Annotated in this window: 27 protein-coding genes and 1 pseudogene; 20 read left to right on the top strand and 8 right to left on the bottom strand. The window is 60.1% G+C overall.

The features are described from left to right. Positions 1-10 precede the first annotated feature (10 nt). The 12 genes from AB4N80_RS28300 to AB4N80_RS28245 all read left to right on the top strand — a co-directional run bounded on the left by AB4N80_RS28300 (position 11) and on the right by AB4N80_RS28245 (position 8,219). Positions 11-631 (top strand): hypothetical protein, encoded by a 621-nt coding sequence (locus AB4N80_RS28300; protein ID WP_122565429.1) that lies wholly within the window; start codon positions 11-13, stop codon positions 629-631. Between the two features lie 9 nt (positions 632-640). Further along, positions 641-898 carry a tail fiber assembly protein gene (locus AB4N80_RS28295; RefSeq protein WP_122565428.1) on the top strand — a complete coding sequence of 86 codons (258 nt, stop codon included), beginning with the start codon at positions 641-643 and terminating at the stop codon, positions 896-898. 86 nt (positions 899-984) lie between these two features. After that, positions 985-1,212: a hypothetical protein gene (locus AB4N80_RS28290; RefSeq protein ID WP_122565427.1), complete on the top strand. Its 228-nt coding sequence runs from the start codon at positions 985-987 to the stop codon at positions 1,210-1,212. A 2-nt stretch (positions 1,213-1,214) separates the two neighbouring features. Beyond that, on the top strand, positions 1,215-2,381 hold the full coding sequence (locus AB4N80_RS28285; RefSeq protein WP_460079998.1) for a phage tail sheath protein: 1,167 nt from the start codon (positions 1,215-1,217) through the stop codon (positions 2,379-2,381). Beyond that, complete coding sequence (locus tag AB4N80_RS28280; protein WP_305469963.1) at positions 2,381-2,887, top strand: phage major tail tube protein; 507 nt, start codon at positions 2,381-2,383, stop codon at positions 2,885-2,887. Before AB4N80_RS28285 ends, AB4N80_RS28280 begins: the two co-directional genes overlap by 1 nt. 137 nt (positions 2,888-3,024) lie before the next feature. Next, positions 3,025-3,600, top strand: coding sequence for a phage tail assembly protein (locus tag AB4N80_RS28275; protein WP_122565423.1), 576 nt, complete (start codon positions 3,025-3,027; stop codon positions 3,598-3,600). Further along, positions 3,597-3,722 (top strand): hypothetical protein, encoded by a 126-nt coding sequence (locus tag AB4N80_RS28270; RefSeq protein ID WP_277343003.1) that lies wholly within the window; start codon positions 3,597-3,599, stop codon positions 3,720-3,722. The genes AB4N80_RS28275 and AB4N80_RS28270 overlap by 4 nt, the downstream gene beginning before the upstream one ends. A 6-nt stretch (positions 3,723-3,728) precedes the next feature. Continuing rightward, positions 3,729-5,900: a phage tail tape measure protein gene (locus AB4N80_RS28265; RefSeq protein ID WP_354338143.1), complete on the top strand. Its 2,172-nt coding sequence runs from the start codon at positions 3,729-3,731 to the stop codon at positions 5,898-5,900. Then, complete coding sequence (locus AB4N80_RS28260) at positions 5,900-6,283, top strand: phage tail protein (RefSeq protein ID WP_122565421.1); 384 nt, start codon at positions 5,900-5,902, stop codon at positions 6,281-6,283. The genes AB4N80_RS28265 and AB4N80_RS28260 overlap by 1 nt, the downstream gene beginning before the upstream one ends. After that, positions 6,276-6,488 carry a tail protein X gene (locus tag AB4N80_RS28255; protein WP_063322730.1) on the top strand — a complete coding sequence of 71 codons (213 nt, stop codon included), beginning with the start codon at positions 6,276-6,278 and terminating at the stop codon, positions 6,486-6,488. The genes AB4N80_RS28260 and AB4N80_RS28255 overlap by 8 nt, the downstream gene beginning before the upstream one ends. 9 nt (positions 6,489-6,497) lie before the next feature. Continuing rightward, positions 6,498-7,514 (top strand): contractile injection system protein, VgrG/Pvc8 family, encoded by a 1,017-nt coding sequence (locus AB4N80_RS28250; RefSeq protein ID WP_122565420.1) that lies wholly within the window; start codon positions 6,498-6,500, stop codon positions 7,512-7,514. A 279-nt stretch (positions 7,515-7,793) separates the two neighbouring features. Next, positions 7,794-8,219 carry a cell wall hydrolase gene (locus tag AB4N80_RS28245; RefSeq protein WP_122565418.1) on the top strand — a complete coding sequence of 142 codons (426 nt, stop codon included), beginning with the start codon at positions 7,794-7,796 and terminating at the stop codon, positions 8,217-8,219. A gap of 65 nt (positions 8,220-8,284) precedes the next feature. Here AB4N80_RS28245 and AB4N80_RS28240 read toward each other — a convergent pair. Next, positions 8,285-8,380 (bottom strand): annotated as a pseudogene (locus AB4N80_RS28240) (hypothetical protein); the annotation flags it as partial. Between the two features lie 413 nt (positions 8,381-8,793). On the opposite strand from AB4N80_RS28240, the gene AB4N80_RS28235 reads away from it, so the two are divergent. From AB4N80_RS28235 to recX, 3 genes are all read left to right on the top strand, one after another. Beyond that, the gene (locus tag AB4N80_RS28235; RefSeq protein WP_122565416.1) at positions 8,794-9,294 is read left to right on the top strand and encodes a CinA family protein; all 501 of its coding nucleotides are present in this window, start codon (positions 8,794-8,796) and stop codon (positions 9,292-9,294) included. A gap of 83 nt (positions 9,295-9,377) precedes the next feature. Continuing rightward, the gene (gene recA, locus AB4N80_RS28230; protein WP_014336835.1) at positions 9,378-10,430 is read left to right on the top strand and encodes a recombinase RecA; all 1,053 of its coding nucleotides are present in this window, start codon (positions 9,378-9,380) and stop codon (positions 10,428-10,430) included. 8 nt (positions 10,431-10,438) lie between these two features. Then, a complete protein-coding gene (gene recX, locus AB4N80_RS28225; RefSeq protein ID WP_053118941.1) occupies positions 10,439-10,906 on the top strand; it encodes a recombination regulator RecX in 468 nt (155 codons plus the stop codon). Positions 10,907-10,952: 46 nt separating this feature from the next. Here the strand turns inward: recX and AB4N80_RS28220 are convergent, their stop codons facing one another. Continuing rightward, on the bottom strand, positions 10,953-12,071 hold the full coding sequence (locus AB4N80_RS28220) for an LOG family protein (protein WP_122565415.1): 1,119 nt from the start codon (positions 12,069-12,071) through the stop codon (positions 10,953-10,955). Between the two features lie 455 nt (positions 12,072-12,526). Here AB4N80_RS28220 and AB4N80_RS28215 point away from each other — a divergent pair, with 455 nt between their 5' ends. Further along, on the top strand, positions 12,527-12,721 hold the full coding sequence (locus AB4N80_RS28215; protein ID WP_122565414.1) for a hypothetical protein: 195 nt from the start codon (positions 12,527-12,529) through the stop codon (positions 12,719-12,721). Here AB4N80_RS28215 and AB4N80_RS28210 read toward each other — a convergent pair whose 3' ends face one another. Next, the gene (locus AB4N80_RS28210; protein WP_122565413.1) at positions 12,722-13,144 is read right to left on the bottom strand and encodes a quorum-sensing-regulated virulence factor family protein; all 423 of its coding nucleotides are present in this window, start codon (positions 13,142-13,144) and stop codon (positions 12,722-12,724) included. Between the two features lie 184 nt (positions 13,145-13,328). Here AB4N80_RS28210 and AB4N80_RS28205 point away from each other — a divergent pair, with 184 nt between their 5' ends. The 3 genes from AB4N80_RS28205 (at position 13,329) to AB4N80_RS28195 (ending at position 15,377) form a co-directional block, all read left to right on the top strand. Beyond that, the gene (locus AB4N80_RS28205; protein WP_122565412.1) at positions 13,329-14,075 is read left to right on the top strand and encodes a tRNA-uridine aminocarboxypropyltransferase; all 747 of its coding nucleotides are present in this window, start codon (positions 13,329-13,331) and stop codon (positions 14,073-14,075) included. Positions 14,076-14,288: 213 nt separating this feature from the next. After that, the gene (gene erdR / locus AB4N80_RS28200) at positions 14,289-14,942 is read left to right on the top strand and encodes a response regulator transcription factor ErdR (protein WP_122565411.1); all 654 of its coding nucleotides are present in this window, start codon (positions 14,289-14,291) and stop codon (positions 14,940-14,942) included. Positions 14,943-15,014: 72 nt separating this feature from the next. Next, positions 15,015-15,377, top strand: coding sequence for a diacylglycerol kinase (locus AB4N80_RS28195; protein WP_053118952.1), 363 nt, complete (start codon positions 15,015-15,017; stop codon positions 15,375-15,377). Between the two features lie 4 nt (positions 15,378-15,381). Here AB4N80_RS28195 and AB4N80_RS28190 read toward each other — a convergent pair whose 3' ends face one another. Next, positions 15,382-16,308 carry a LysR family transcriptional regulator gene (locus tag AB4N80_RS28190; protein WP_063322709.1) on the bottom strand — a complete coding sequence of 309 codons (927 nt, stop codon included), beginning with the start codon at positions 16,306-16,308 and terminating at the stop codon, positions 15,382-15,384. A 121-nt stretch (positions 16,309-16,429) separates the two neighbouring features. On the opposite strand from AB4N80_RS28190, the gene fpr reads away from it, so the two are divergent. Next, entirely contained in the window at positions 16,430-17,209 is a 780-nt protein-coding gene (gene fpr, locus AB4N80_RS28185) for a ferredoxin-NADP reductase (protein ID WP_003184787.1), read from the top strand. A gap of 213 nt (positions 17,210-17,422) precedes the next feature. On the opposite strand, the gene tsaA is transcribed toward fpr, so the two are convergent. The 4 genes from tsaA to AB4N80_RS28165 all read right to left on the bottom strand — a co-directional run bounded on the left by tsaA (position 17,423) and on the right by AB4N80_RS28165 (position 20,174). Continuing rightward, positions 17,423-18,121 (bottom strand): tRNA (N6-threonylcarbamoyladenosine(37)-N6)-methyltransferase TrmO, encoded by a 699-nt coding sequence (gene tsaA, locus AB4N80_RS28180; protein WP_122565409.1) that lies wholly within the window; start codon positions 18,119-18,121, stop codon positions 17,423-17,425. A gap of 265 nt (positions 18,122-18,386) precedes the next feature. Beyond that, a complete protein-coding gene (locus AB4N80_RS28175) occupies positions 18,387-18,848 on the bottom strand; it encodes a YehS family protein (RefSeq protein ID WP_053182473.1) in 462 nt (153 codons plus the stop codon). Positions 18,849-18,906: 58 nt separating this feature from the next. Then, positions 18,907-19,617 carry an rRNA pseudouridine synthase gene (locus AB4N80_RS28170; protein WP_354338148.1) on the bottom strand — a complete coding sequence of 237 codons (711 nt, stop codon included), beginning with the start codon at positions 19,615-19,617 and terminating at the stop codon, positions 18,907-18,909. Positions 19,618-19,700: 83 nt separating this feature from the next. Beyond that, positions 19,701-20,174, bottom strand: a complete 474-nt coding sequence (locus tag AB4N80_RS28165; protein ID WP_122565408.1) for a GNAT family N-acetyltransferase — start codon at positions 20,172-20,174, stop codon at positions 19,701-19,703. Positions 20,175-20,352 lie beyond the last annotated feature (178 nt).

Here is a 20,352-nt window from a genome sequence, read left to right as displayed (position 1 = left end):
GAACCTGAATGTGAGTCTGGAAACCACTATCGCGTCGCTGGTATCGGCGGCCAATAATTTGACCACGGTGGTCAATGGAAAAATCGGCAGTATCAACACAACCATGGCCACGGCTTTGACACAGTTCAATGAGTGGCGAAGCCAGAAGGATGTGGAAGGGGATCCAAGCGCCCTTGGCACGATTCGTCGCAATATCCTGCAGGGACACGTATACGGAACTGGCGGCGTCTATGGCGCAACAGCACAGGGGGATTTTGTTTCCACCAACCTGGGTGCCAGTTCAAATGTGTACATGCATTTCAAAGTGCCGCTTAACATCAATGTCAATTCGGAGATGTTCTGGTTCAACATCAAGGGCTACAGCTACGGCACAGCCAAAATAATCGACGAAACGCTGGTGGGGTATTCCTATCAGCCCACTCGGGTCCTGCAAAGCGTTTCGACCTTTGGGAATATGGCCCCTGCTGTCTATGCCGACACAAACGGTAATGTCGTCATGCGAATTCTGATTCCCAACGTTTATTACACCACCGTGCGTATCGACACCATGCGCGTGGGCAATGGTCGGCTATTCAATCTTGGGGATTTGACCACCAAGTTGTCGCTGGCCGAAACCGTTGTTTTCAGCTAAGGAATGAACATGTCTGATCTGTCCAACAATGACACACCCGAAATTCCACTTGCCGTACCGTCGCGTGAAATCGAATGGGCCGCCATCCGCACGCGTCGCAACCAACTTCTGCGAGACACGGATTTCACCCAACTACCGGACTTCCCAGCAACAGAAACTCAGCTTGCCGAGATCAAGGCTTATCGCCAGGCCTTGCGAGATATCCCCGAAACGGATGCGGAGCCGTCCAGGCTGCTCTGGCCTGTACTGCCAGATTTCATCAAGTAGACCACGACCGCGAGAGCGGTTTTTTTTCGCCCGCAATAAGCCCCGTGACGGGGCTTTTGTGTTTTTCGCGTCTGGAGAACCCGTAGATGCCCATTCGTAAGCAATACACCGTGCTGCTGCCATTTCCTGCCGGCGGCGGCCACTGGTCGAGCATCGGCCAGAAGCTCGAACTGCTGGATGTCGAGGCTAATGCCTTGCGCAGCGCCGGTCGCCTCGAGCTGACCAGCGTCCTGGAGGCGCACAAACAGGCTGTCGACACGCAAGCCATCCCAACCCAACCGGCCAAAAAGGCCACCACCAAAAAGGCTGAATAACCATGGCTGAGGTTTTGAACTTCGAGCACAACGGCATTACCGTCAATGCCACTGAATCTCCCGAGGCCATGGGTGGCCTGGGTGACAACGTCATCGGGCTGGTCGGCACCGCGCCGAATGCCAACCCGCTGATCCCGAAAAACACCCCGTTCCGTATCAACAGCTTCACCACCCAGGCCCAGTTGGACCCGACCGGTGCCGAGGCGGGCACGCTGTTCCAGGCGGTCTACCAGATCCTCAAAGTGGTCAAGGTGCCGGTCTACGTGGTCATCGTCGAAGAGGGCGCGACCCCGGCCGATACACAGAATAATGTGATCGGCGGCATCGAGGCGCAGACCGGGCGCAAGCTGGGTCTGGCGGCGCTGAGTGGGGTCACTGAAGACCTGACCATCATCGGCGCGCCGGGCTTCACCGGCACCAAGGCGGTGGCCAGCGAGTTCGCCTCGTTCGGTAAGCGCATCAAGGCCCGCGTGGTGCTCGATGGCAAGGACGCCGCGGTCGCTGACCAAGTGACTTACAGCCAGGAGTTGGGCGGCGCCGACCTCGGTTTTGACCGTTGCCTGGTGGTGCACAACATGCCGGCGGTGTACTCCAAGGCGGCGAAGAAAAACGTCTTCCTGGCGCCGTCGAGCCTGGCCATCGCCGCGCTGGCCAAGGTCAAGCAATGGGAGAGCCCGGGCAACCAAGTGACCTTCGCCGAAGACGTCTCGCGCACGGTCGAATACAACATCCTCGACACCTCCACCGAGGGCGATCTGCTCAACCGCTACGGCGTCAGCTACTACGCCCGGACCATCCTCGGCGGCTTCTCGTTGTTGGGTAACCGCTCCGTCACCGGCAAGTTCATCAGCTACGTCGGCCTGGAAGATGCCATCAGCCGCAAGCTGGTGAAGGCCGGCCAGAAAGCCATGGCCAAGAACCTGACCAAATCGTTCATGGACCAGGAGGTCAAGCGCATCAACGACTGGCTGCAAACCCTGGTGGCCGACGAAACCATTCCCGGCGGCAGCGTGTACCTGCACCCGGAATTGAACAGCGTCGAGAAGTACAAGAACGGCACCTGGTACGTGGTCATCGACTACGGCCGCTACGCGCCGAACGAACACATGATTTATCAACTCAATGCCCGCGATGAAATCATCGAGCAGTTCCTGGAGGACGTTCTCTAATGTTTACCAACCGCGTAAGACAGGCCATCGCGGCCACTCTGCAAGGCCTGCCGTTGTCGGCGACCGTGGAAGATTTCACCCCGCCGAAGATCGAATTCGAGATGGAAGAGATGCGTGGCGGCCGTTTCATTGGCGAGGAAATGGCCAAGGGCGGCAAAGTGCTGACAGCCAAGCTGACGCTGCAAGGTCTTGGTCCGGAAGTCATGCTGGCATTGGGCGTGACGGTGGGCGACGACATTCTGCTGAACGTGCGTGAAGCCGGCCAGGATCAGGACGGTAACACCTGGTTCACCTACCACACGGTGGGCGGCAAGTTGAAATCCCTCGAGGAGACCACGCTGAAAATGGGCGAGAAGCCCAAGACCATTCTTGATCTGTCCTGCCGCACCTACAACCGCTTGGAAAACGGCGTTCCGGTGATCGACATCGACGTGCGCACCCAGAAGTTCGTGCTCAACGGCGTCGACATCCTCGGTGATGCGCGTCGGGCGGTGTTGTTGCCCTAAGTCACTGCCAGCCCCTGTGGGAGCGAGCTTGCTCGCGATGGCGGAGTATCAGTCGACATCAATAGTGAATGTCAGGCCGCTATCGCGAGCAAGCTCGCTCCCACAGGTTGTCCCCCGATTTACCAAGGAATTGATTCATGTCCTGGATGCCTCCTACCCATGAGCTGTTGTCGCCGATCACCGGTGACGACGGCTCGCAGATCGAGCAACTCCCACTCAAGCCGCTGTACTACGCTGCGCAGAAAGACGCCCTGGCCCGCGCTGGCGATGACGAAGACGACCAGTTCTTCGAACTGGCCAAACTGGCCACCGGCCTGTCGGTCAAGGAACTCGACCAACTCAAGCGCCCGGACTACGTGAGCATTGCGCAATACGTGCATGAAATGTCCACCCGCCCGGCGTCGCACTTTCTGGAATCGGTGGACGGCGCAGCGGCCGATCCCGACCAGGTGCCGCTGCTGCAACCGCTCGACGTCGCGGGCCGCAGCATGACTTCGCTGACCCTGGAAATGCCGGTGCTGCGCGCCACCAAGGCGATGAAAAAACTGAAGACGGCCAAGGAACGCGCCGAGTTCATCACCGCCCATTGCACCGGCCTGATGATCCCCGATCTCGATCGGCTGACCGTGCCCGACTGGACCCAGTTGCAGGTACGCATCGACGATTTTTTAAACAAACCGGCGGACTTCTTTCGGAGCGCGACATCGAAGTGATCCTCGATGTGGTGCCGCTCATTTACTCGGTAAGTGAGGCGGAAATCCTGGAGTGGGACGCCGGCAAGGCCTTGCGCCGCTACGACATCGCGATCCTTCGCCTTGGCGTGAAACAGGAGTAGAGCGGGATGGCAGACGATAGATATTCGCTCAAATACACAGCCTTCGATGAGCGTGGGTTGGCGTTCGGTGATACCAGCCTCACCAGTGGCGTGTCGGCGCAAGGTGCGTTCGCCAGGGATCAACTGGCGAGCCTCGATCTGGCGCTGGAAACACTCGGGCTCAAGCTCGGACTGCTGACCACGGCGATCGAGTCGCTGACCGTGAAGCTGTCGGCGCAACGATTGTTCTCCCAAACGATGGGCGCCGACGCCAAGGGTGAGTCGGCCAATGAGCCCAAGGCTAAGTCGGGCGGTGGTATCGAACCACCGGCGCTGCTCAAACCCGCGATAGCGATGGATTCGGCCATGGCCGATCTGAAAAAGGCCACCCAATTTGGGCCGCGCCAGATTCAAGAGGTGGCTGAGGCAACCCAGCAGATCGCCGCCGCTCCGCTGGTGGCGGCCGGGGGCACCACGGCGGTTGAAGTGGTGAAGATGCAAAGCCTGGCGGCCAGGAAAGGCATCGGTAGCGATGTGCACGATGCCTCGGAGCGACAGCTAGTCCTGTCGAATTTCGCCTCGGATGCTGGCGTCACCGCGGCGGCGTTCGAGATGCCGGCCATGAAGGCCGCCGAAATGCTGGCCGAATGGCGCATCTCCATGAAGCTCAGCGGCGCCCAAGCCTTTGACTTGGCGGATGCCGCCAACCAGTTGGGCAAATTACCCAATGGTGCGAAAGCGGCTGAGATCGGTGCGGTCTTGCAGAGTGACGGTGCGGCGGCGACGACGGCAGGCCTGGCCCCTGCGCAAGCCGCCGCGTTGACGGCGGCATTGCTCAATACCGGGGCCAAGCAAGCTGAAGCCGGCTTGGCACTGGATAGCTTCACGACGGCCCTTAGTAAGGGGAATCAAGCCTCTGTCGCCGAACAAACGGCCTGGAAACAGCTGGGCCTGGCGCCCACGGCGGTGGCGGGCGGTTTGCGTGACAAGGACACGGCGCCTGGCACGGTGATGACGGTGCTGGCGGCCTTGAATGCGCAACCGGCCGACAAGCGCTCGGCCCTTGCCGCCACGTTATTCGGCAACGGCGATGAGGCGGTGTTGCGCATGGCGCAGAAACTGCCCGATGTGAACGCCGCCTTCTTGCAGGTGAAAGACCCAAGCCAGTACGCCACTTCACAATTGGGCAACGACGGCTCGGTGCGGCAGGACGCGTTGGCGCTGTCGAAAACCCAGCAAGGCCAGCTGAACATCCTCAACGCCCGCAGCGAGCGTTTGTCGGTGACCACGGGCAATGCCCTGATGCCTTCGGCGGATACCTCGTTCCAGTGGCTGGGTTCGCTGGCCGATGGCATGAGTGAGTTGGCGGAGTCCTCTCCTAAAGCCGCCGCGGCCATCATATTGATTGGCGCAGCGATCAAGCCGCTGGTGGGGGCGCTGCTCAAAGCGGTAGGGGATGAGATATCCAGTCAGGTGGCCAAGCGGGTGTTGGGGAGGGCCGCTCCTCGCCTTCCCGGCCGATTGGGTGAGGTGATCACCGAAGATTTCAGAAATTCTCGTGTGAACAAGCTGGATACAAGCAATGCCAACCAGCGTCCCGAATCCAGGCCGAAAATACGCGTCAGTACACGAGGCTCACAGGGGGGCGCAGGGCGTTTGTCACTCGGGCCAACCGCCTCGTTACGCTCGATGACTCGCAGGGCGCCCGGCCCATTAAAAGTCGTCGGCGCCGTCGCTGATGTGGCCGAGGGTGTGCTGACCGGCGACAAGCGAATGATGGGCGCAGGCCTGGGAGCCGCCGGTGGTGGCTGGGCAGGTGCTGCTGCGGGGTCTGCGGCCGGTGCCGCTTTGGGGAGTGTCGTTCCGGTGCTCGGCACTGCCATTGGTGGTGTGATTGGCGGACTGCTGGGCGGCTGGTTGGGGAGCGATGCCGGCGCGTCTCTGGGTGAAAAACTCGTTGCCCCCGCTGACAGACTCGCCGCTCCAGACCAGGTCAGCAAAGACCTGGCCAGCACCCAGGCAACCACACAGCAAAACACCATGACCGCAAACATCTACATCAACGGCCAGGACCAGGCCAGCGCGAGTCAGTTGGCCAACCTGGTGGTGCAGCAGCTCTCGGGCCAATTCGGCTTAACGACCATGCCCAACTCACTGGCCATGCGCAGTGATGCGGCCCTGACCGACGGAGGTACGTGATGCGTCAACAAATGGCCCTCGGCAGCTTCATCTTTGGCCTGTCGAGAAATTTTGCGTACCACCAACTGGTGCATACGTCGGACGGTGGCTGGAAAAGCATCGACATTCTCACCAGCAAACCCAAGTCCAGCCAGATCGGCCAAGGCCTGCAAGGGCTGACGATCACGGGCAAGTCGATGTATGCGACCGCCATGGATCGTCTCGATGAGTTGCGCGCATTGCAGGCGCAGCGCGTCCCGCTGCCGTTGGTCGATGGCATCGGCCGCAACTGGGGCCTGTGGCAGATCAACAAGGTCACGGAAACCCAGACCGAAATCATTGATGACGGCACGGCGATGGTGGTCGGCTGGGTGGTTGAATTGATGGAGTTCGCCAATGCGTAGGGTTCGAAGTATCGCCGGTGATTCGGTGAATCTGTTGCTGTACCGCGAGCTGGAGCGTTGCGACGACATCGTCGAGGAAGCGCTCTGGCGGCTCAATCCAGGGCTGGCGGAATGGGGCCCGGTATTGCCGGCGGGCGTGTGGGTGGTCTTGCCGGAAGTGGACCTCAAGCCCGTGGCAACCCCACCGGTTTCGGCCTGGGATTAAGGAGGCGACATGTCATTGGGTTTCACGCCAGCGGTGGAAATTTATGGCGCGAACGCCGCGCTGCTCAACGAACGATTGCTCAGTTGGACACACGTCGACGCGGCGGGGATCGAGTCCGATCAGTTGACGCTCACCATCAGCCTGGACGGGCTTGAAGGATTGCCCAGTTTCGGTGGGAAAATCGGTCTGCGGGTCGGTTACCTGGAGTCGGGGCTGGTGGACAAAGGCGAGTTCGTCATTACCCGGCGCACGCCAACGCTGTTTCCCTTGAATCTCACACTAGTGGCCATGGCGGCCCCGTTCAGCGCGGCGGACCAGACCGGGTTCAAGCAGCGTCGATCCGTCAGCCATGGCCCGACGACCCTGGGTGCGCTGTTTCGTCAGTTGACCTCCAGGCACGGGTTTTCACCCCGTGTGGCGCCGGACCTGTCGCTGATCAAAATCGAGCACATCGACCAGACCAACGAGACCGACATGGGGTTCCTGACGCGCTTGGCTCACCGTTATGACGCCGTCGCCAAGCCGATCAACGAGCTGTATGTGCTGGCCCGGCGCGGTCAGGTGAAGTCGCTATCGGGCAAGGTCCTGCCCGAGATGAAACTGTCGGTGACGACCAACAATCGCCCGGGCGACCACGCCTTCATTTCGGCCAAGTTTGATGAAACCGCCCGGGCCAAGTACCAGGGCTGCAAGACCCGGTGGTGGGATGCGGCGGCCGGCAAGCTGCAGGTCGAGGAGAGCGGCATCGCGCCGTTCAAGACCCTGCGCCAGCGCTTCCAGAGCGCCGACGACGCCCGCGCTGCCGGCGAAGGGGAGGTGCGCCGGATGCTGCGCGAAGCACTCAAGGTGACCATCGAATGCCCTGGCAACCCTGGACTGTCCGCCGAGGGCATCGTACTGCTGGACCCCACCTGGCCGGATTTCATGCGCGGTCGCTGGTCGATCGACAAGGTCACCGCCAGTGGCGACCGGGAAAAAAGCTACCGCTGCCTGATTCATGCAACCTGCCTGGATGCCAAAGCCTGACGCCACCAGCCCTTCTGTGGGAGCGAGCTTGCTCGCGATAGCGCCCTTACATTCAACATCCCCATTGCCTGACACACCGCAATCGCGAGCAAGCTCGCTCCCACAGTTTTTGTTCAGCGTTGTACATGCACGGCGTGCAACCGAGACCCTGGTGGGAGCGAGCTTGCTCGCGATTGCTGTAGGTCAGTCAACACCATCCTGAATGTCAGACCGCATCGCGAGCAGCACGCCGCCGGCGTTCTTGTGCTCACTTAAAAGGGATTTTTTCTAGAGGAAAATATGACTGCAATCGAAAAGGACTGCGACATCCTCGCCCGAACCCTGTGGGGTGAGGCTCGCGGCGAAGGATTGTCCGGCCAGATAGCCGTGGCCTGGACCATCCGTAACCGCGTGTTCGACGGTAACGCCAGATCCTGGTGGGGTGAAGGCTATGTCGGTGTCTGCCTGAAGCCCTATCAGTTCAGTTGCTGGAACAAAAGCGACCCGAACTTCCCGTACCTGAGTGGAGCAAAGGAAATCCCGTCGAAGCAGTTCGCCCAGGCGAAGCGGGCGGCTGACCTGGTGATCTCCGGCGCAGAGCCTGACATCACAGGCGGGGCCACCCACTACTACGCGAGCACGATGCTCAAGCCACCGGTCTGGGCCGAGCAGGCGAAACAGACCTTGCGCCTGGGCAATCACATCTTCTTCAAGGACGTGCCATGAACCCACTGGCATTGAAGGCGCTGGTCGTGGGCGGCTTGGCGCTGCTGCTGGTCGGCGCGACATGGAAGGTCCAGGACTGGCGCTACGGCAAACAGTTGGCGGAGCAGACCAGCTTGCATCAATCCGACCTGGAGCAGATCAGCAGCGCGGCTGTCGCTCAGGTACAGGCAGAGCAGAATAAGCGTCTCGCGCTCGAGCAACGCCTGTTTGTCAGCGAACAAACCCACTATCAGGTAATGACCGATGCCCAAAAAAATCAGGCTCATCTTCGCGATCGTCTCGCTACTTCTGATCTTAGGCTGTCAGTCCTCCTTGCCGAGGAACCGGCCGGTAGCTGCTCGATGCCTTCCGCCGCCAGCGCCAGCGGCGTGGTTCATGGAAGAGCGAGAGCCGGACTTGACCCAGCGCATGCTCAACGAATTATCGCCATCACCGACGCAGGCGACCGCGGACTGATTGCCTTGCAGGCTTGCCAGGCCTACGTCAGGGCGCTGGGTCGGTAATCCGGCGAGCCTTGCAAGCGTCGACTGCTCGTGTACGGTAGGCCTCAATCGCGTGGAATCAGGAGAGCACCATGGACGACATTACCGAACTGGCCGCTGAACTGGGCAGGCGCCTGCAGTTGCTCAATGCCCACGTCACCACGGCCGAGTCCTGCACCGGCGGGGGTATTGCCGAGGCGATTACCCGGATTCCCGGGAGTTCGGCCTGGTTCGAGGCCGGTTACGTCACTTATTCCAATCGCCAGAAGAGCCAGCAGCTCGAGGTACCGGCCGAGTTGTTCGAGAAGGTCGGGGCGGTCAGCCGCGAGGTGGTCGAGGCCATGGCACAAGGCGCCCAGCGCAAAAGCCTGGCGCGTTTTGCCGTGGCGGTCAGCGGGGTGGCCGGGCCGGACGGGGGCTCGCCGAGCAAACCGGTGGGCACCGTGTGGCTGGCTTGGGGCGTAGGCGAGACGCTGATCAGCGAGCTGCGCTTCTTTGCAGGCAACCGCGACGAGGTCCGCCGACAAACGGTGAAGGCCGCGCTAGAGGGGCTGTTGCAACATGCCGCTGTAGAAATCTCAAATCAGGGGTAGGCGATCCTCAATCGCTGTGGAATAATACTGGCTACTTATACAGGTGTTGGCCGCCAGGCCTTATTGATTACGTGAGGACTTTAATGGACGACAACAAGAAGAAAGCCTTGGCTGCGGCCTTGGGTCAGATCGAACGTCAATTCGGCAAGGGTGCCGTAATGCGTATGGGCGATCAGGACCGTCAGGCTATTCCTTCCATCTCCACCGGCTCCCTGGGCCTGGACATTGCGCTTGGCATTGGCGGTCTGCCAAAAGGCCGAATCGTTGAAATCTACGGTCCTGAATCTTCCGGTAAAACCACACTGACCTTGTCCGTGATCGCCCAGGCCCAAAAAGCCGGCGCGACCTGCGCCTTCGTCGACGCCGAACACGCCCTGGATCCGGAATACGCCGGCAAACTGGGCGTCAACGTCGACGACCTGCTGGTTTCCCAGCCGGACACCGGCGAGCAGGCCCTTGAAATCACCGACATGCTGGTACGTTCCAACGCGGTAGACGTGATCATCGTCGACTCCGTGGCGGCACTGGTGCCAAAGGCTGAAATCGAAGGTGAAATGGGCGACATGCACGTGGGCCTCCAGGCCCGCCTGATGTCCCAGGCCCTGCGCAAGATCACCGGTAACATCAAGAATGCCAACTGCCTGGTGATCTTCATCAACCAGATCCGTATGAAGATCGGTGTGATGTTCGGTAGCCCGGAAACCACCACTGGTGGTAACGCACTGAAGTTCTACGCCTCGGTTCGCCTCGACATCCGCCGTACTGGCGCGGTGAAAGAAGGTGATGAAGTGGTTGGCAGTGAAACCCGCGTCAAGGTCGTGAAGAACAAGGTGGCTTCGCCGTTCCGTCAGGCCGAATTCCAGATTCTTTACGGCAAGGGCATCTACCTCAATGGCGAGATGATCGACCTGGGTGTGTTGCACGGTTTTGTTGAGAAGTCGGGCGCCTGGTATGCCTACAACGGCACCAAGATCGGTCAGGGCAAGGCTAACTCGGCCAAGTTCCTGGCGGATAACCCGGAAGTTGCCGCTGCTCTCGAGAAGCAACTGCGTGACAAACTGTTGAGCCCGGTTGCAGACGTCAAGTCCGTGGCTAATCGCGAGCCCGTTGACGACCTGGCTGACGCTGACATCTGATTGATCCGATGACCGCCGTACTCGATACCCTCGTCGCGGTGCGGCGAACCGCGATGGACCTGCTCGCCAGGCGCGAGCACGGTCGAGTCGAGCTGACGCGTAAACTGCGTCAGCGCGGCGCGCCCGATGAGTTGATCGACACGGCCCTCGACCGTTTGACTGAAGAGGGCCTGCTGTCGGAATCCCGTTACCTGGAAAGTTTCGTCGCTTATCGCGCCCGCTCCGGCTATGGTCCTTTGCGCATTCGTGAGGAACTGGGCCAGCGTGGCTTGCAACGCCCGGATATCGAGCTCGCCTTGCGCGAAAGCGGTATCGATTGGCAGGAGCAACTGACGGACACCTGGCGCCGCAAGTTCTCAGGGCATTTGCCCATCGATGCACGAGAGCGAGCCAAGCAAGGGCGTTTCCTGGCGTACCGAGGCTACTCCATGGAGATGATCAACCGTTTGTTCAGCGGTCGCGGTATGGATGATTAAACAAAAACGGCCCGCTATTTCGATAGCGGGCCGTTTTTTTATGGGCTCAGGTTACCTTGATCGGTTCCCAGGTGAGGGGATGGGGCTTTTGGGCGGGCTGGGCCCAGTTTTCCGGCAGGTTGATGTAGTCCACCAGTTCCCTCAAACGACCATGATTGCGGGCGTTGAAGGTAAACGTCAGCCGTGTCAGATGACTGAACCGCGCCTCGTCGTGCTCTTCGCCGCTGTAGTCATGTTGATGAAAACAATCGTTCAGGCACAGGTCGGCAAAATCTACCTGCATCTGCTGCAAGGCCTGCTCGCTTAGCTTGTGATTCATGCGGATCACGAACTGATGCTTGAGCCAGCGACTGGAGTGGAAGTTGCGGTAGAACTGATTGATTTCTTCCACGGCCTCTTCGGCGTTGTACACCAGGCGCATGAGTTTCATGTCAGTGGGCAGGATGTAGCGGTTTTCCTCCAACTGCTCGCGGATAAAGTCCAGGGCGCCTTGCCAGAACTTGCCCCCGGGCACATCCAGCAGGACCACCGGTACCAGTGGGCTTTTACCGGTCTGTATCAGCGTCAGGACTTCCAGCGCCTCATCAAGCGTGCCGAAACCGCCGGGACAGAGCACCAGTGCGTCGGCCTCCTTGACGAAAAACAGCTTGCGGGTGAAGAAGAAGTGGAACGGCAGCAGGTTCGACGTGCCTTCGACGGTCGGGTTTGCGTGCTGCTCGAAAGGCAGGGTGATATTGAATCCCAGGCTATGGTCACGCCCCGCGCCTTCATGGGCAGCGGCCATGATGCCACCGCCGGCACCGGTGATGACCATCATGTCTGAACGCGCCAGCGAAGCGCCCAGCTCTCGGGCCAGGCCGTACAACGGATGTTCAATGGGCGTTCGGGCCGAGCCGAAGACCGTGACCTTGCGCCGGCCCTTGAATTGTTCGAGCGTACGAAAGGCCTGTTCCAGCTCCCTCAGGGCCTGCAGCGTGATCTTGGCATTCCAGCGGTTGTGATCTTCCTGGGCCATGCGCAGCACAGTCAGGATCATGTCACGGTAAATGGGGAGGTTGGGACTGTTGGGAGACACCAGGTTGAGTTGTTCTTCAACCTTGCGGGTGAGGTCGTGGCCGTGGTTCTCAAAATGACGACTGAGCAGGTCATTCGGTTTATAAGGCATTCAACTTCTCCTTCTTAACAGGACCCCGGCCCGGACGAGAGATTCGTCAGGGCCACGACACTTCGTGTGTCGTTGTCAGCTCAGGCATCTGCCTGGAGGGTGACCTGGCTTGACGCGGTCTGCGGCAGGGCGACCAAGCCATCCAGCGGGTTCTGCTTTTCCCTTTGATAAAAACAAGCACGCCAAAGTGTTGGCCGGGCAGCCTCTTTCTGCCCGATGCAAATACTAAGGATACTTCTGAATCTAGCTGATCTTTGCTGCCCTGATCATGGCGCTCAAAAGTGACCGTTGGCAACCGCTGGATAAGCGCACGGCAATATCGCGCCGCTCGTCAGATTGCCGGCTAGGTGCGTGCCGCTCTGATTTACTGATAACAAGCGTGCCAATGCAATTTGACGCCCAGGGCTGGGTGCCACGTGATGGATTGAAGCGGATCGGGCATGGAGGCGGGAGAGATGGCCAGGGTGACTCTGGAACTCGACAGGCAGTTGCACTTGATGCTGGTGGAATCGGCAAAGGCCAATCGGGTGAGTCTTGAGGAAGAATGCTGTCGTCGGCTGGGCGGGCGAGCATGGCGCTCGCGCTACCTGCAGGCGCTGGTAGCGGAATTGCGCGCCGACGATGAACAGCGGCGCGCAAGCTCGGGTTGATTACTTCTTCGTCTTGGCCGGTTTCGGGCAATCCGATTCCTGGAAGCGTTCGGTTGCGACCGGACGGTTGGTCTTAACCTCGGTGAATTCGTAGCGCATCGTCGCGCCCTTGGCCATCAACTTGCGAAAGCCCGGATTGGTGCACACCGTGGAGCCAAGCTGGAAATACACGGCCTTGGGGTCTGCGCGCATTTTCTGGGCATGGCTGCTTTGCACACTGAGATGGTTGATCAGCTCGGTGCCTTCGACGGTATAACCCTGGTCGAGAATGTCTTCGCTGATCGCCCGCGGCGTACCGACGCTGCTTTGCTTGGCAACGTTCTGCAGCATCTTGTTCAGTTCGAGTTCTTTCAGCGAGGCAGCCTGAGCGCTGAAGGACGTCGCCAGCAGAACGGCAACGGTAGGGACGATAAGGCGCAGCATGAAACTCTCCTGGTTCAGTGACTGGTGGTTCGACCGATCACATGACTGTGCGTTCAGTGGTCGGGGATTATAGGGGAGCCCGGGTGGACGGTACAGGCTCGTGCGCTCTGGTAGACTGCCGGCCTTTATTGCCCTGCCGAGTGTTGTTCGTGTCGAGTTTTCCTGTCTGTCGGCGTCGTCCACGATGAATCACGCCCCTAATGCCGTAGCCCGCCTGCGTGACCAGCGCATCGATGAGGGCATCAAGCCGATTCAGGCCCGTGGCTGGCGCGCGCCCCGTTGCAGCGCCTGCCGGGTGATCGAGAGCCATTGCCTGTGCGCCTGGCGACCAAGCGTCGAGACACGTTCCGGGGTCTGCCTGATCATGACCAACAAAGAGGTGTTCAAGCCTAGCAACACCGGTTGGCTGATTGCCGATGTGGTGCGCGACAACCATGCGTTCATCTGGTCGCGCACCGAGGTCGATGAGCAACTGCTGGCGTTGCTGAACGACCCGCAATGGCAACCGTACCTGGTGTTTCCGGGCGAATACGTGGAGCCATCGCGGGTTACCCACACGGTAGACCTCGATCAGGCCAAGCGCCCGCTGTTCATTCTGCTGGACGCGACCTGGACGGAGGCGCGCAAGATTTTCCGTAAAAGCCCATATTTCGACCGGCTGCCGATCCTGAGCTTGTTGCCCGATAAACTGTCGCGCTACCGCTTGCGTCGTTCGACCCGCAGCGAGCACCTGTGCACCGCCGAGGTAGCGGCGTTGTGTCTGGAATTGGCAGGCGACAGCGACGCCGCGTCGGCCCTGGATGCCTATTTCGATGTGTTCAGCCAACATTACCTGGGCGCCAAGGGCCAGCAGGAAGTGAACGTGTCGACTCCGGCCCATGCCGAGTTGCAACCCTTCATTCGCACGCCGCAAGCAGTATTGGCCCAATAGTGGCCCATACTGGACGCAGGGGCGGCCGTGCTGCTTGACCACCCCGGCTTCGCTGGGCATGCTTGGCGCCGACCAGGGCGCCGACCACTGTTTGAAACGCTATGTTTGGCGTTGCACGTGCCCTGTGGATGCCGCTGCAGGGTGGTGTCTTGAGTTGTCTTGGCGAGGCGCGAATGCATCGGGCCTGCCATTAAAAACAGGATCATTTGAAAAATGGCCACATACGAAATCCTGATTGCCGATGACCACCCGCTCTTTCGCAGCGCGTTGCATCAGGCAGTGACCCTGGGCCTTGGCCCGGCTGTCCGGTTGACGGAGGTGGCCAGTATCGCGGAACTGGAGGTCCAACTGACGGCGAAGGCCGATTGGGACCTGGTGCTGCTGGACCTGAACATGCCCGGTGCCTACGGTTTTTCAGGACTGGTGCTGTTGCGCGGCCAATACCCGCAGATCCCCGTGGTCATGGTCTCGGCCCAGGAGGAAGCCTCGGTGATGGTCAAGGCCCGGGAGTTCGGCGCCAGTGGATTCATCCCCAAATCCAGTTCCCTTGAAATGATTCAAAAGGCCGTGAAAGCGGTCTTGGACGGCGATGTCTGCTGGCCGCCCCAGGCGTTCGAGGCGGTGAGCGTGTCCGAAGAAGCCAAAGCCGCCAGCGCGGGCCTGGCCAGCCTCACGCCGCAGCAGTTCCGGGTATTGACCATGGTCTGCGAAGGCCTGCTGAACAAGCAGATTGCCTATGAGCTGAATGTGTCGGAGGCCACCATCAAGGCCCACGTCACGGCGATTTTCCGTAAACTGAATGTACGCACCCGGACCCAGGCGGCCTTGCTGCTGCAACAACTTGAGTCAATTTCGCCGCAGGCTTAATGCGCTGCTTCACGCTTTTTTGACCGGGTTTGAATTAGTTTCTCCACTCCTTTTCGATCAGTTGCTCACTCTATGTCACCTTTTAAAGGCCAGACCGGCCTGAAACGCATCCTCAACGCCTCCGGCTATTCCTTGGACGGGCTGCGCGCGGCTTTTGTCGGCGAAGCGGCGTTCCGTCAGTTGGTGTTGCTCAACGTTGTGCTGATTCCGTTGTCGTTCTTCCTGAACGTCAGCCGTGTCGAGCAGGCGCTGCTGATCGCCGTGTGTCTGCTGGCGTTGATCGTGGAATTGCTCAACTCGGCGGTGGAGGCGGCCATCGACCGCATCTCCCTGGAGCTGCACCCGTTGTCGAAAAACGCCAAGGACATGGGCAGCGCCGCCCAGTTCGTTGCCCTGACGATGATCGCGTTGGTGTGGGGGCTGATCCTGCTGTAACGGCTCAGGCAATGGTCGGCAGCACGATTTCGTCGCTGCGCTGGGCTCCGGCGGTGAACGCTCGGCACAATTCGAGGAATTCGCGCATGGCCGAGGTCTGGTACTTCTGTTTATGCCAGATGAAATAAAACTGCCGCGCCAGGTCCATGTCCGGGGTTTCCACCGCGACGAGGCTGCCGCGGCGGAAGGCGTCGCGCAGGGCCAGGCGTGAGATGCAGCCAATGCCCAGGCCGGATTCCACGGCGCGCTTGATCGCTTCGGTGTGTTCCAGCTCCAGGCGGATATTCAACGCGCTGCGGTGGTGGCGCATGGCCTGGTCGAAGGTCAGTCGCGTGCCGGAGCCCTGTTCCCGCAGAATCCAGGCTTCATGGGTCAGCTCCTCCATGGTTGCCTGGCCACGCTTGGCCAGTGGGTGTTGAGGGGCGCAGAACACTACCAGTTCGTCCTCGACCCAGCTTTGCACTTCGATGTCTGGATGGCTGCAGTCGCCTTCGATTAGACCCAGATCAATTTCATAGTGGGCAACTTGGTGCACGATATTGGCAGTGTTCTGCACGTGCAGCTTCACCTGGCTTTCCGGGTGGCGCTGCATGAACCCGCCGATCAACAAGGTCGCCAGGTAATTGCCGATGGTCAGCGTCGCGCCGACCGCCAGTGAGCCGAAACCGGATTTGCCATTGAGCAGGTCTTCGATCTCCTTGGCCTGGTCCAGCAGCGCCACTGCCTGGGGCAGCAGCTGTTTGCCCAGGGCATTGAGGCTCAGGCGTTTGCCGGCACGGTCGAACAATTGGCAGCTCGATTGCCGCTCCAGTTCGGTGATGGAGGTGCTGGCCGCCGACTGCGACAGATTGAGTTGCCCCGCAGCGCGAGACACGCTTTCTTGCTGGGCGACGGCGACGAAGACTTGTAGTTGACGTAGAGTAAATCGCATATCGATATAACCGATAACCCTTATCTTAATAATCCATTTAACAGATATTGTCGCCGCCATTAGAATGCGATGCAATAGCGCAGATTATCGGCGCAGGCACCATTCCCAGGAGTCCCCGTACATGAGCAACATGAACCACGAGCGTGTCCTCAGTGTTCATCACTGGAACGACACTCTGTTCAGCTTCAAGTGCACCCGCGATCCGGGCCTGCGCTTCGAGAACGGTCAGTTCGTGATGATCGGCCTGCAACAGCCCAACGGCCGCCCGCTTATGCGCGCTTACTCGATTGCCAGCCCGAACTGGGAAGAGCATCTCGAGTTCTTCAGCATCAAGGTGCCCGATGGTCCGCTGACTTCCCAGTTGCAGCACCTGAAGGAAGGCGACGAGATCATCATCAGCAAGAAACCCACCGGCACCCTGGTGCTGGACGATCTCAAGCCTGGCAAGCATTTGTACCTGCTCAGCACCGGCACCGGCCTGGCGCCGTTCATGAGCGTCATCCAGGATCCGGAAACCTATGAGCGTTTCGAGAAAGTGATCCTGTGCCACGGCGTGCGTTACGTCAATGAAGTCGCTTACCGCGAGTTCATCACCGAGCACTTGCCGCAGAACGAGTTCTTCGGCGAAGCCCTGCGCGACAAGCTGATCTACTACCCGACCGTGACGCGCGAGCCGTTCGAGAACGAAGGCCGCCTGACCGACCTGATGCGCAGCGGCAAGCTGTTCCGCGACATCGGCCTGCCACCGATCAACCCGCAGGACGACCGCGCCATGCTGTGCGGCAGCCCGAGCATGCTCGACGAGACCAGTGAAGTGCTCAACAGCTTCGGCCTGACCGTTTCGCCGCGTATGCGCGAGCCGGGTGATTACCTGATCGAGCGGGCGTTTGTAGAGAAGTAAGCCTGCATTTGTGGCGGCTGATAGATCGCTATCGCGAGCAAGCTCGCTCCCCGCTCCCACAAGGGGATTTGTGTTGAATCCAAACGCGTGAACAACACGAACCACCTGTGGGAGCGAGCTTGCTCGCGATGGCAGCGACTCGGTCCAGCTGCCAGACCATAAAAAGCCCGCGCTACCTGAAGAAGGTAGCGCGGGCTTTTTCATTTCTGGCGGTTACGATTTCGCCGGAATCACTTCCAGCACCCGGATCAACCTCGGCTGCGGATAATGCCAGCGAACATCCAAGTCCCAGAACTGCGCGCCGTACTCCCGTTCGGCGGTAGGAGTCTGGTACGCCGGGCGTGGGTCTTGGGCCAGGCACTGTTCAATCAGATCCACCAACGGTTCTTCCAGGCGCGTGGCATGCTCGTGCGCTTGAAGCAGGGCAGTGTCCGCCCATTGCACCGGAATGAGCTCAGGCGCGGCGCTGGCGATGCTGTTGGAGGCCGAGCCGATGATGTCGGCGTAGGGCACGTAGGGCTTGATGTCGAGCACCGGTGTGCCGTCCAGCAAATCGATACCCGAGAGCCACAGGCGCCCGGCTTCGACCCGTTCCAGCTTCACGACCGACTGGCCAATGCCGTTGGGGCGATGGGTGGCGCGAGTGGCGAACACGCCCATGGACTTGTTGCCGCCCAGGCGTGGCGGCCGCACTTTCAAGCGTGGCTTGTCTTCCAGGGCCTGGTGGAACAGGAACAGCAGCCAGACATGGCTGACTTGCTCCAGGCCTTGTACCGCCTCGCCCTGATCGAACGGCGCCACCAGCTCCAGCACACCGCGCGCGGCCGGGGCCAGTTGCGGTTGACGGGGGATGGCGAACTTCTCCTTGAAACAGGAGCGGACGAAGCCGATGGGGGAGACGGTGTAGGTCATGGGCTGGGATCGAGGCGAGGTTGAAAGGGCATCATAGCGCGCGGCCAAGATTGACACTGTTCGTATGGCGAGAACGTTTTTGTGGCGAGGGGATTTATCCCCGTTGGGCTGCGCAGCAGTCCTAAAAGCAGTGAACTCAATCTGCCAGTGGTACACCGAGTTGTCAGGTTTGGGGGCCGCTTCGCAGCCCAGCGGGGATAAATCCCCTCGCCACAACAGCTCTGCAAAAGTCAGCAGATATTCAAGAGTCAGCGGCCCTTCAAGGTCAGCCGCGAACGCGCAGCGTCAGGCCCTTGAGGAAGTTGCGCAGCAATTGGTCGCCGCACGGGCGGTAGTTGGTGTGGCCGAATTTGCGAAACAGCGCGCTCAGTTCCGGCTTGGACACCGGGAACTCGGCGGCCTTGAGGATGGCGTGCATGTCGTCTTCCTTCAGCTCGAAGGCCACTCGCAGTTTCTTGAGGATGATGTTGTTGGTCACCGGCACTTCGATCGGCTGCGGCGGACGGCTTTCGTCCTTGCCACGCTTGAAGATCACCAGGCCATCGAGAAAATGCGCCATGACCTCGTCAGGGCAGAACACGAAGCCTTCTTCCTCGTCTTTCTTGAGGTAGCCCGCCAGGTCCGCCAGGGAGACGTCCAGCCCGCCCAGCTTGATGATCTCGATGACTTTCTTGTCGCTGATGTCGAGCATGTAGCGCACGCTGCGCAGTACGTCGTTGTGAATCATGTGTGCAGTCCTGATCAATCGGCAGTGGGCGCCTGCGTTCGGTGCGGCGCCGGGAAAATTAGAATTTCTCTTTGGCAGACAGGTAGCGCCACTGGCCCAGCGGCACCTTGCCGATGGACACGCCGCCGATGCGAATGCGGCGAATGGCGACGACCTTGAGCCCGACCGCTTGGCAAAACAACGCGATTACGCCGGGCTGCGGGTTTTTCATGGCAAAGCGCAGGCGGTTCTCGTTCTGCCAGCTGGCCTTGACTGCCGGCAGCTCCTTGCCCTTGTAGGTCAAGCCGTGGTTCAGGCGATTGAGGCCATGGGCGACCATTTCGCCTTCGACTTCCACCACGTACTCCTGCTCGATCTTGGCGGCGTCGGCGGTAAGCTTGCGCAAGATCTTCCAATCCTGGGTGAACACCAGCAACCCGCTGGCGTTGGCTTGCAGGTCGGCACTGGCGGTCAGGCGCAGGAAATGGCCCTTGAGCGGCCGCTTGCCGAAGCGATGTTCTTCGCTCAGGGTCTGCGGTCCGAGAGAGGCCATCGCGGTGTCCACATCCGTGCCCGCCGGGACGTTCAGCAGGAGCGTCACCGGCTCCGGCGCGGTGGCCTTGGCCTCGGAGTCGAGTTCGACTTTCTGGGTCGTCACCTTGAACTGCGGCTCATCGATCACTTCGCCATCCACGGTGACCCAGCCGCCCTCGATGAACAGCTCAGCCTCCCGACGGGAACAGCCGACGAGTTCGATGAGGCGTTTGGAGAGACGAATCGGGTCAGTCATGACGGGGGCCGTAACAAAAAGAGGGTGGGCATTGTACCTGCCTGGGGCCGGTTAATCGCGGGTCCATTTGCCTCATGCCACTTTTAGCCGCGCCCAGCCTTCAGGTCAGGCTGTTTGTAGCGCATGTGCAGAAGGGGGTAGGGTTGGTTCATGCCATCTTTTGCCGAGCGCCCGACCACTTCGAAGCCTTGCTTGAGGTAAAAGCCCAAGGCTTGCGGGTTCTGTTCGTTGACGTCCAGTTGATCGGCGTTCAGGTGTTCCATGGCGTAGCGCAGCAACAGCTTGCCCAGGCCCTGGCCACGGTGTTGTGGGTCGATGAAGAGCATCTCGACCTTGCCGGCCGCGACACCGGCGAAACCGGTGATCCGCTGGCGCGCGTCCCGTGTGCAAATGAGCATCACCGCATCCAGGTAACGGGTGAGCACCAGGTTTTTCAGCAGTTCGATGTAACTGTCTGGCAGAAACTCATGGGTGGCCCGCACCGACGCCTCCCAAACCTGGGTCAGTTCCTGATAATCGCTCGGTTTCGGTGTATGGATGACCGAATGCTGGCGCATGTCCGCCTGTTCCTTGTGCTGGATGTCTTGGGTTTCTCCATACGATAGCCGTAAAAAAGCCCCGCATCTTGTCGCAAGAGCGGGGCTTTTCAATTTTTTGGCCTGTGGAACAACCTGTGGGAGCTGAGCTTGCTCGCGATGGCGGTGCATCAGTCAGCATGAATATTGACTGACACGA

It is taken from the genome of Pseudomonas sp. H3_A02, from assembly GCF_054671965.1.
Note: the sequence above shows the minus strand (reverse complement) of the source record. Positions and strands in the feature narration are given on the sequence as shown.

Bases quoted from the DNA above. Each gene is read 5' to 3' on its own strand.
- AB4N80_RS28295 (WP_122565428.1), top strand. From the start codon at position 641: ATGTCTGATCTGTCCAACAATGACACACCCGAAATTCCACTTGCCGTA.
- AB4N80_RS28290 (WP_122565427.1), top strand. From the start codon at position 985: ATGCCCATTCGTAAGCAATACACCGTGCTGCTGCCATTTCCTGCCGGC.
- AB4N80_RS28285 (WP_460079998.1), top strand. From the start codon at position 1,215: ATGGCTGAGGTTTTGAACTTCGAGCACAACGGCATTACCGTCAATGCC.
- AB4N80_RS28280 (WP_305469963.1), top strand. From the start codon at position 2,381: ATGTTTACCAACCGCGTAAGACAGGCCATCGCGGCCACTCTGCAAGGC.
- AB4N80_RS28275 (WP_122565423.1), top strand. From the start codon at position 3,025: ATGTCCTGGATGCCTCCTACCCATGAGCTGTTGTCGCCGATCACCGGT.
- AB4N80_RS28265 (WP_354338143.1), top strand. From the start codon at position 3,729: ATGGCAGACGATAGATATTCGCTCAAATACACAGCCTTCGATGAGCGT.
- AB4N80_RS28260 (WP_122565421.1), top strand. From the start codon at position 5,900: ATGCGTCAACAAATGGCCCTCGGCAGCTTCATCTTTGGCCTGTCGAGA.
- AB4N80_RS28255 (WP_063322730.1), top strand. From the start codon at position 6,276: ATGCGTAGGGTTCGAAGTATCGCCGGTGATTCGGTGAATCTGTTGCTG.
- AB4N80_RS28250 (WP_122565420.1), top strand. From the start codon at position 6,498: ATGTCATTGGGTTTCACGCCAGCGGTGGAAATTTATGGCGCGAACGCC.
- AB4N80_RS28245 (WP_122565418.1), top strand. From the start codon at position 7,794: ATGACTGCAATCGAAAAGGACTGCGACATCCTCGCCCGAACCCTGTGG.
- AB4N80_RS28235 (WP_122565416.1), top strand. From the start codon at position 8,794: ATGGACGACATTACCGAACTGGCCGCTGAACTGGGCAGGCGCCTGCAG.
- recA (WP_014336835.1), top strand. From the start codon at position 9,378: ATGGACGACAACAAGAAGAAAGCCTTGGCTGCGGCCTTGGGTCAGATC.
- recX (WP_053118941.1), top strand. From the start codon at position 10,439: ATGACCGCCGTACTCGATACCCTCGTCGCGGTGCGGCGAACCGCGATG.
- AB4N80_RS28220 (WP_122565415.1), bottom strand. From the start codon at position 12,071: ATGCCTTATAAACCGAATGACCTGCTCAGTCGTCATTTTGAGAACCAC.
- AB4N80_RS28215 (WP_122565414.1), top strand. From the start codon at position 12,527: ATGGCCAGGGTGACTCTGGAACTCGACAGGCAGTTGCACTTGATGCTG.
- AB4N80_RS28210 (WP_122565413.1), bottom strand. From the start codon at position 13,144: ATGCTGCGCCTTATCGTCCCTACCGTTGCCGTTCTGCTGGCGACGTCC.
- AB4N80_RS28205 (WP_122565412.1), top strand. From the start codon at position 13,329: ATGAATCACGCCCCTAATGCCGTAGCCCGCCTGCGTGACCAGCGCATC.
- erdR (WP_122565411.1), top strand. From the start codon at position 14,289: ATGGCCACATACGAAATCCTGATTGCCGATGACCACCCGCTCTTTCGC.
- AB4N80_RS28195 (WP_053118952.1), top strand. From the start codon at position 15,015: ATGTCACCTTTTAAAGGCCAGACCGGCCTGAAACGCATCCTCAACGCC.
- AB4N80_RS28190 (WP_063322709.1), bottom strand. From the start codon at position 16,308: ATGCGATTTACTCTACGTCAACTACAAGTCTTCGTCGCCGTCGCCCAG.
- fpr (WP_003184787.1), top strand. From the start codon at position 16,430: ATGAGCAACATGAACCACGAGCGTGTCCTCAGTGTTCATCACTGGAAC.
- tsaA (WP_122565409.1), bottom strand. From the start codon at position 18,121: ATGACCTACACCGTCTCCCCCATCGGCTTCGTCCGCTCCTGTTTCAAG.
- AB4N80_RS28175 (WP_053182473.1), bottom strand. From the start codon at position 18,848: ATGATTCACAACGACGTACTGCGCAGCGTGCGCTACATGCTCGACATC.
- AB4N80_RS28170 (WP_354338148.1), bottom strand. From the start codon at position 19,617: ATGACTGACCCGATTCGTCTCTCCAAACGCCTCATCGAACTCGTCGGC.
- AB4N80_RS28165 (WP_122565408.1), bottom strand. From the start codon at position 20,174: ATGCGCCAGCATTCGGTCATCCATACACCGAAACCGAGCGATTATCAG.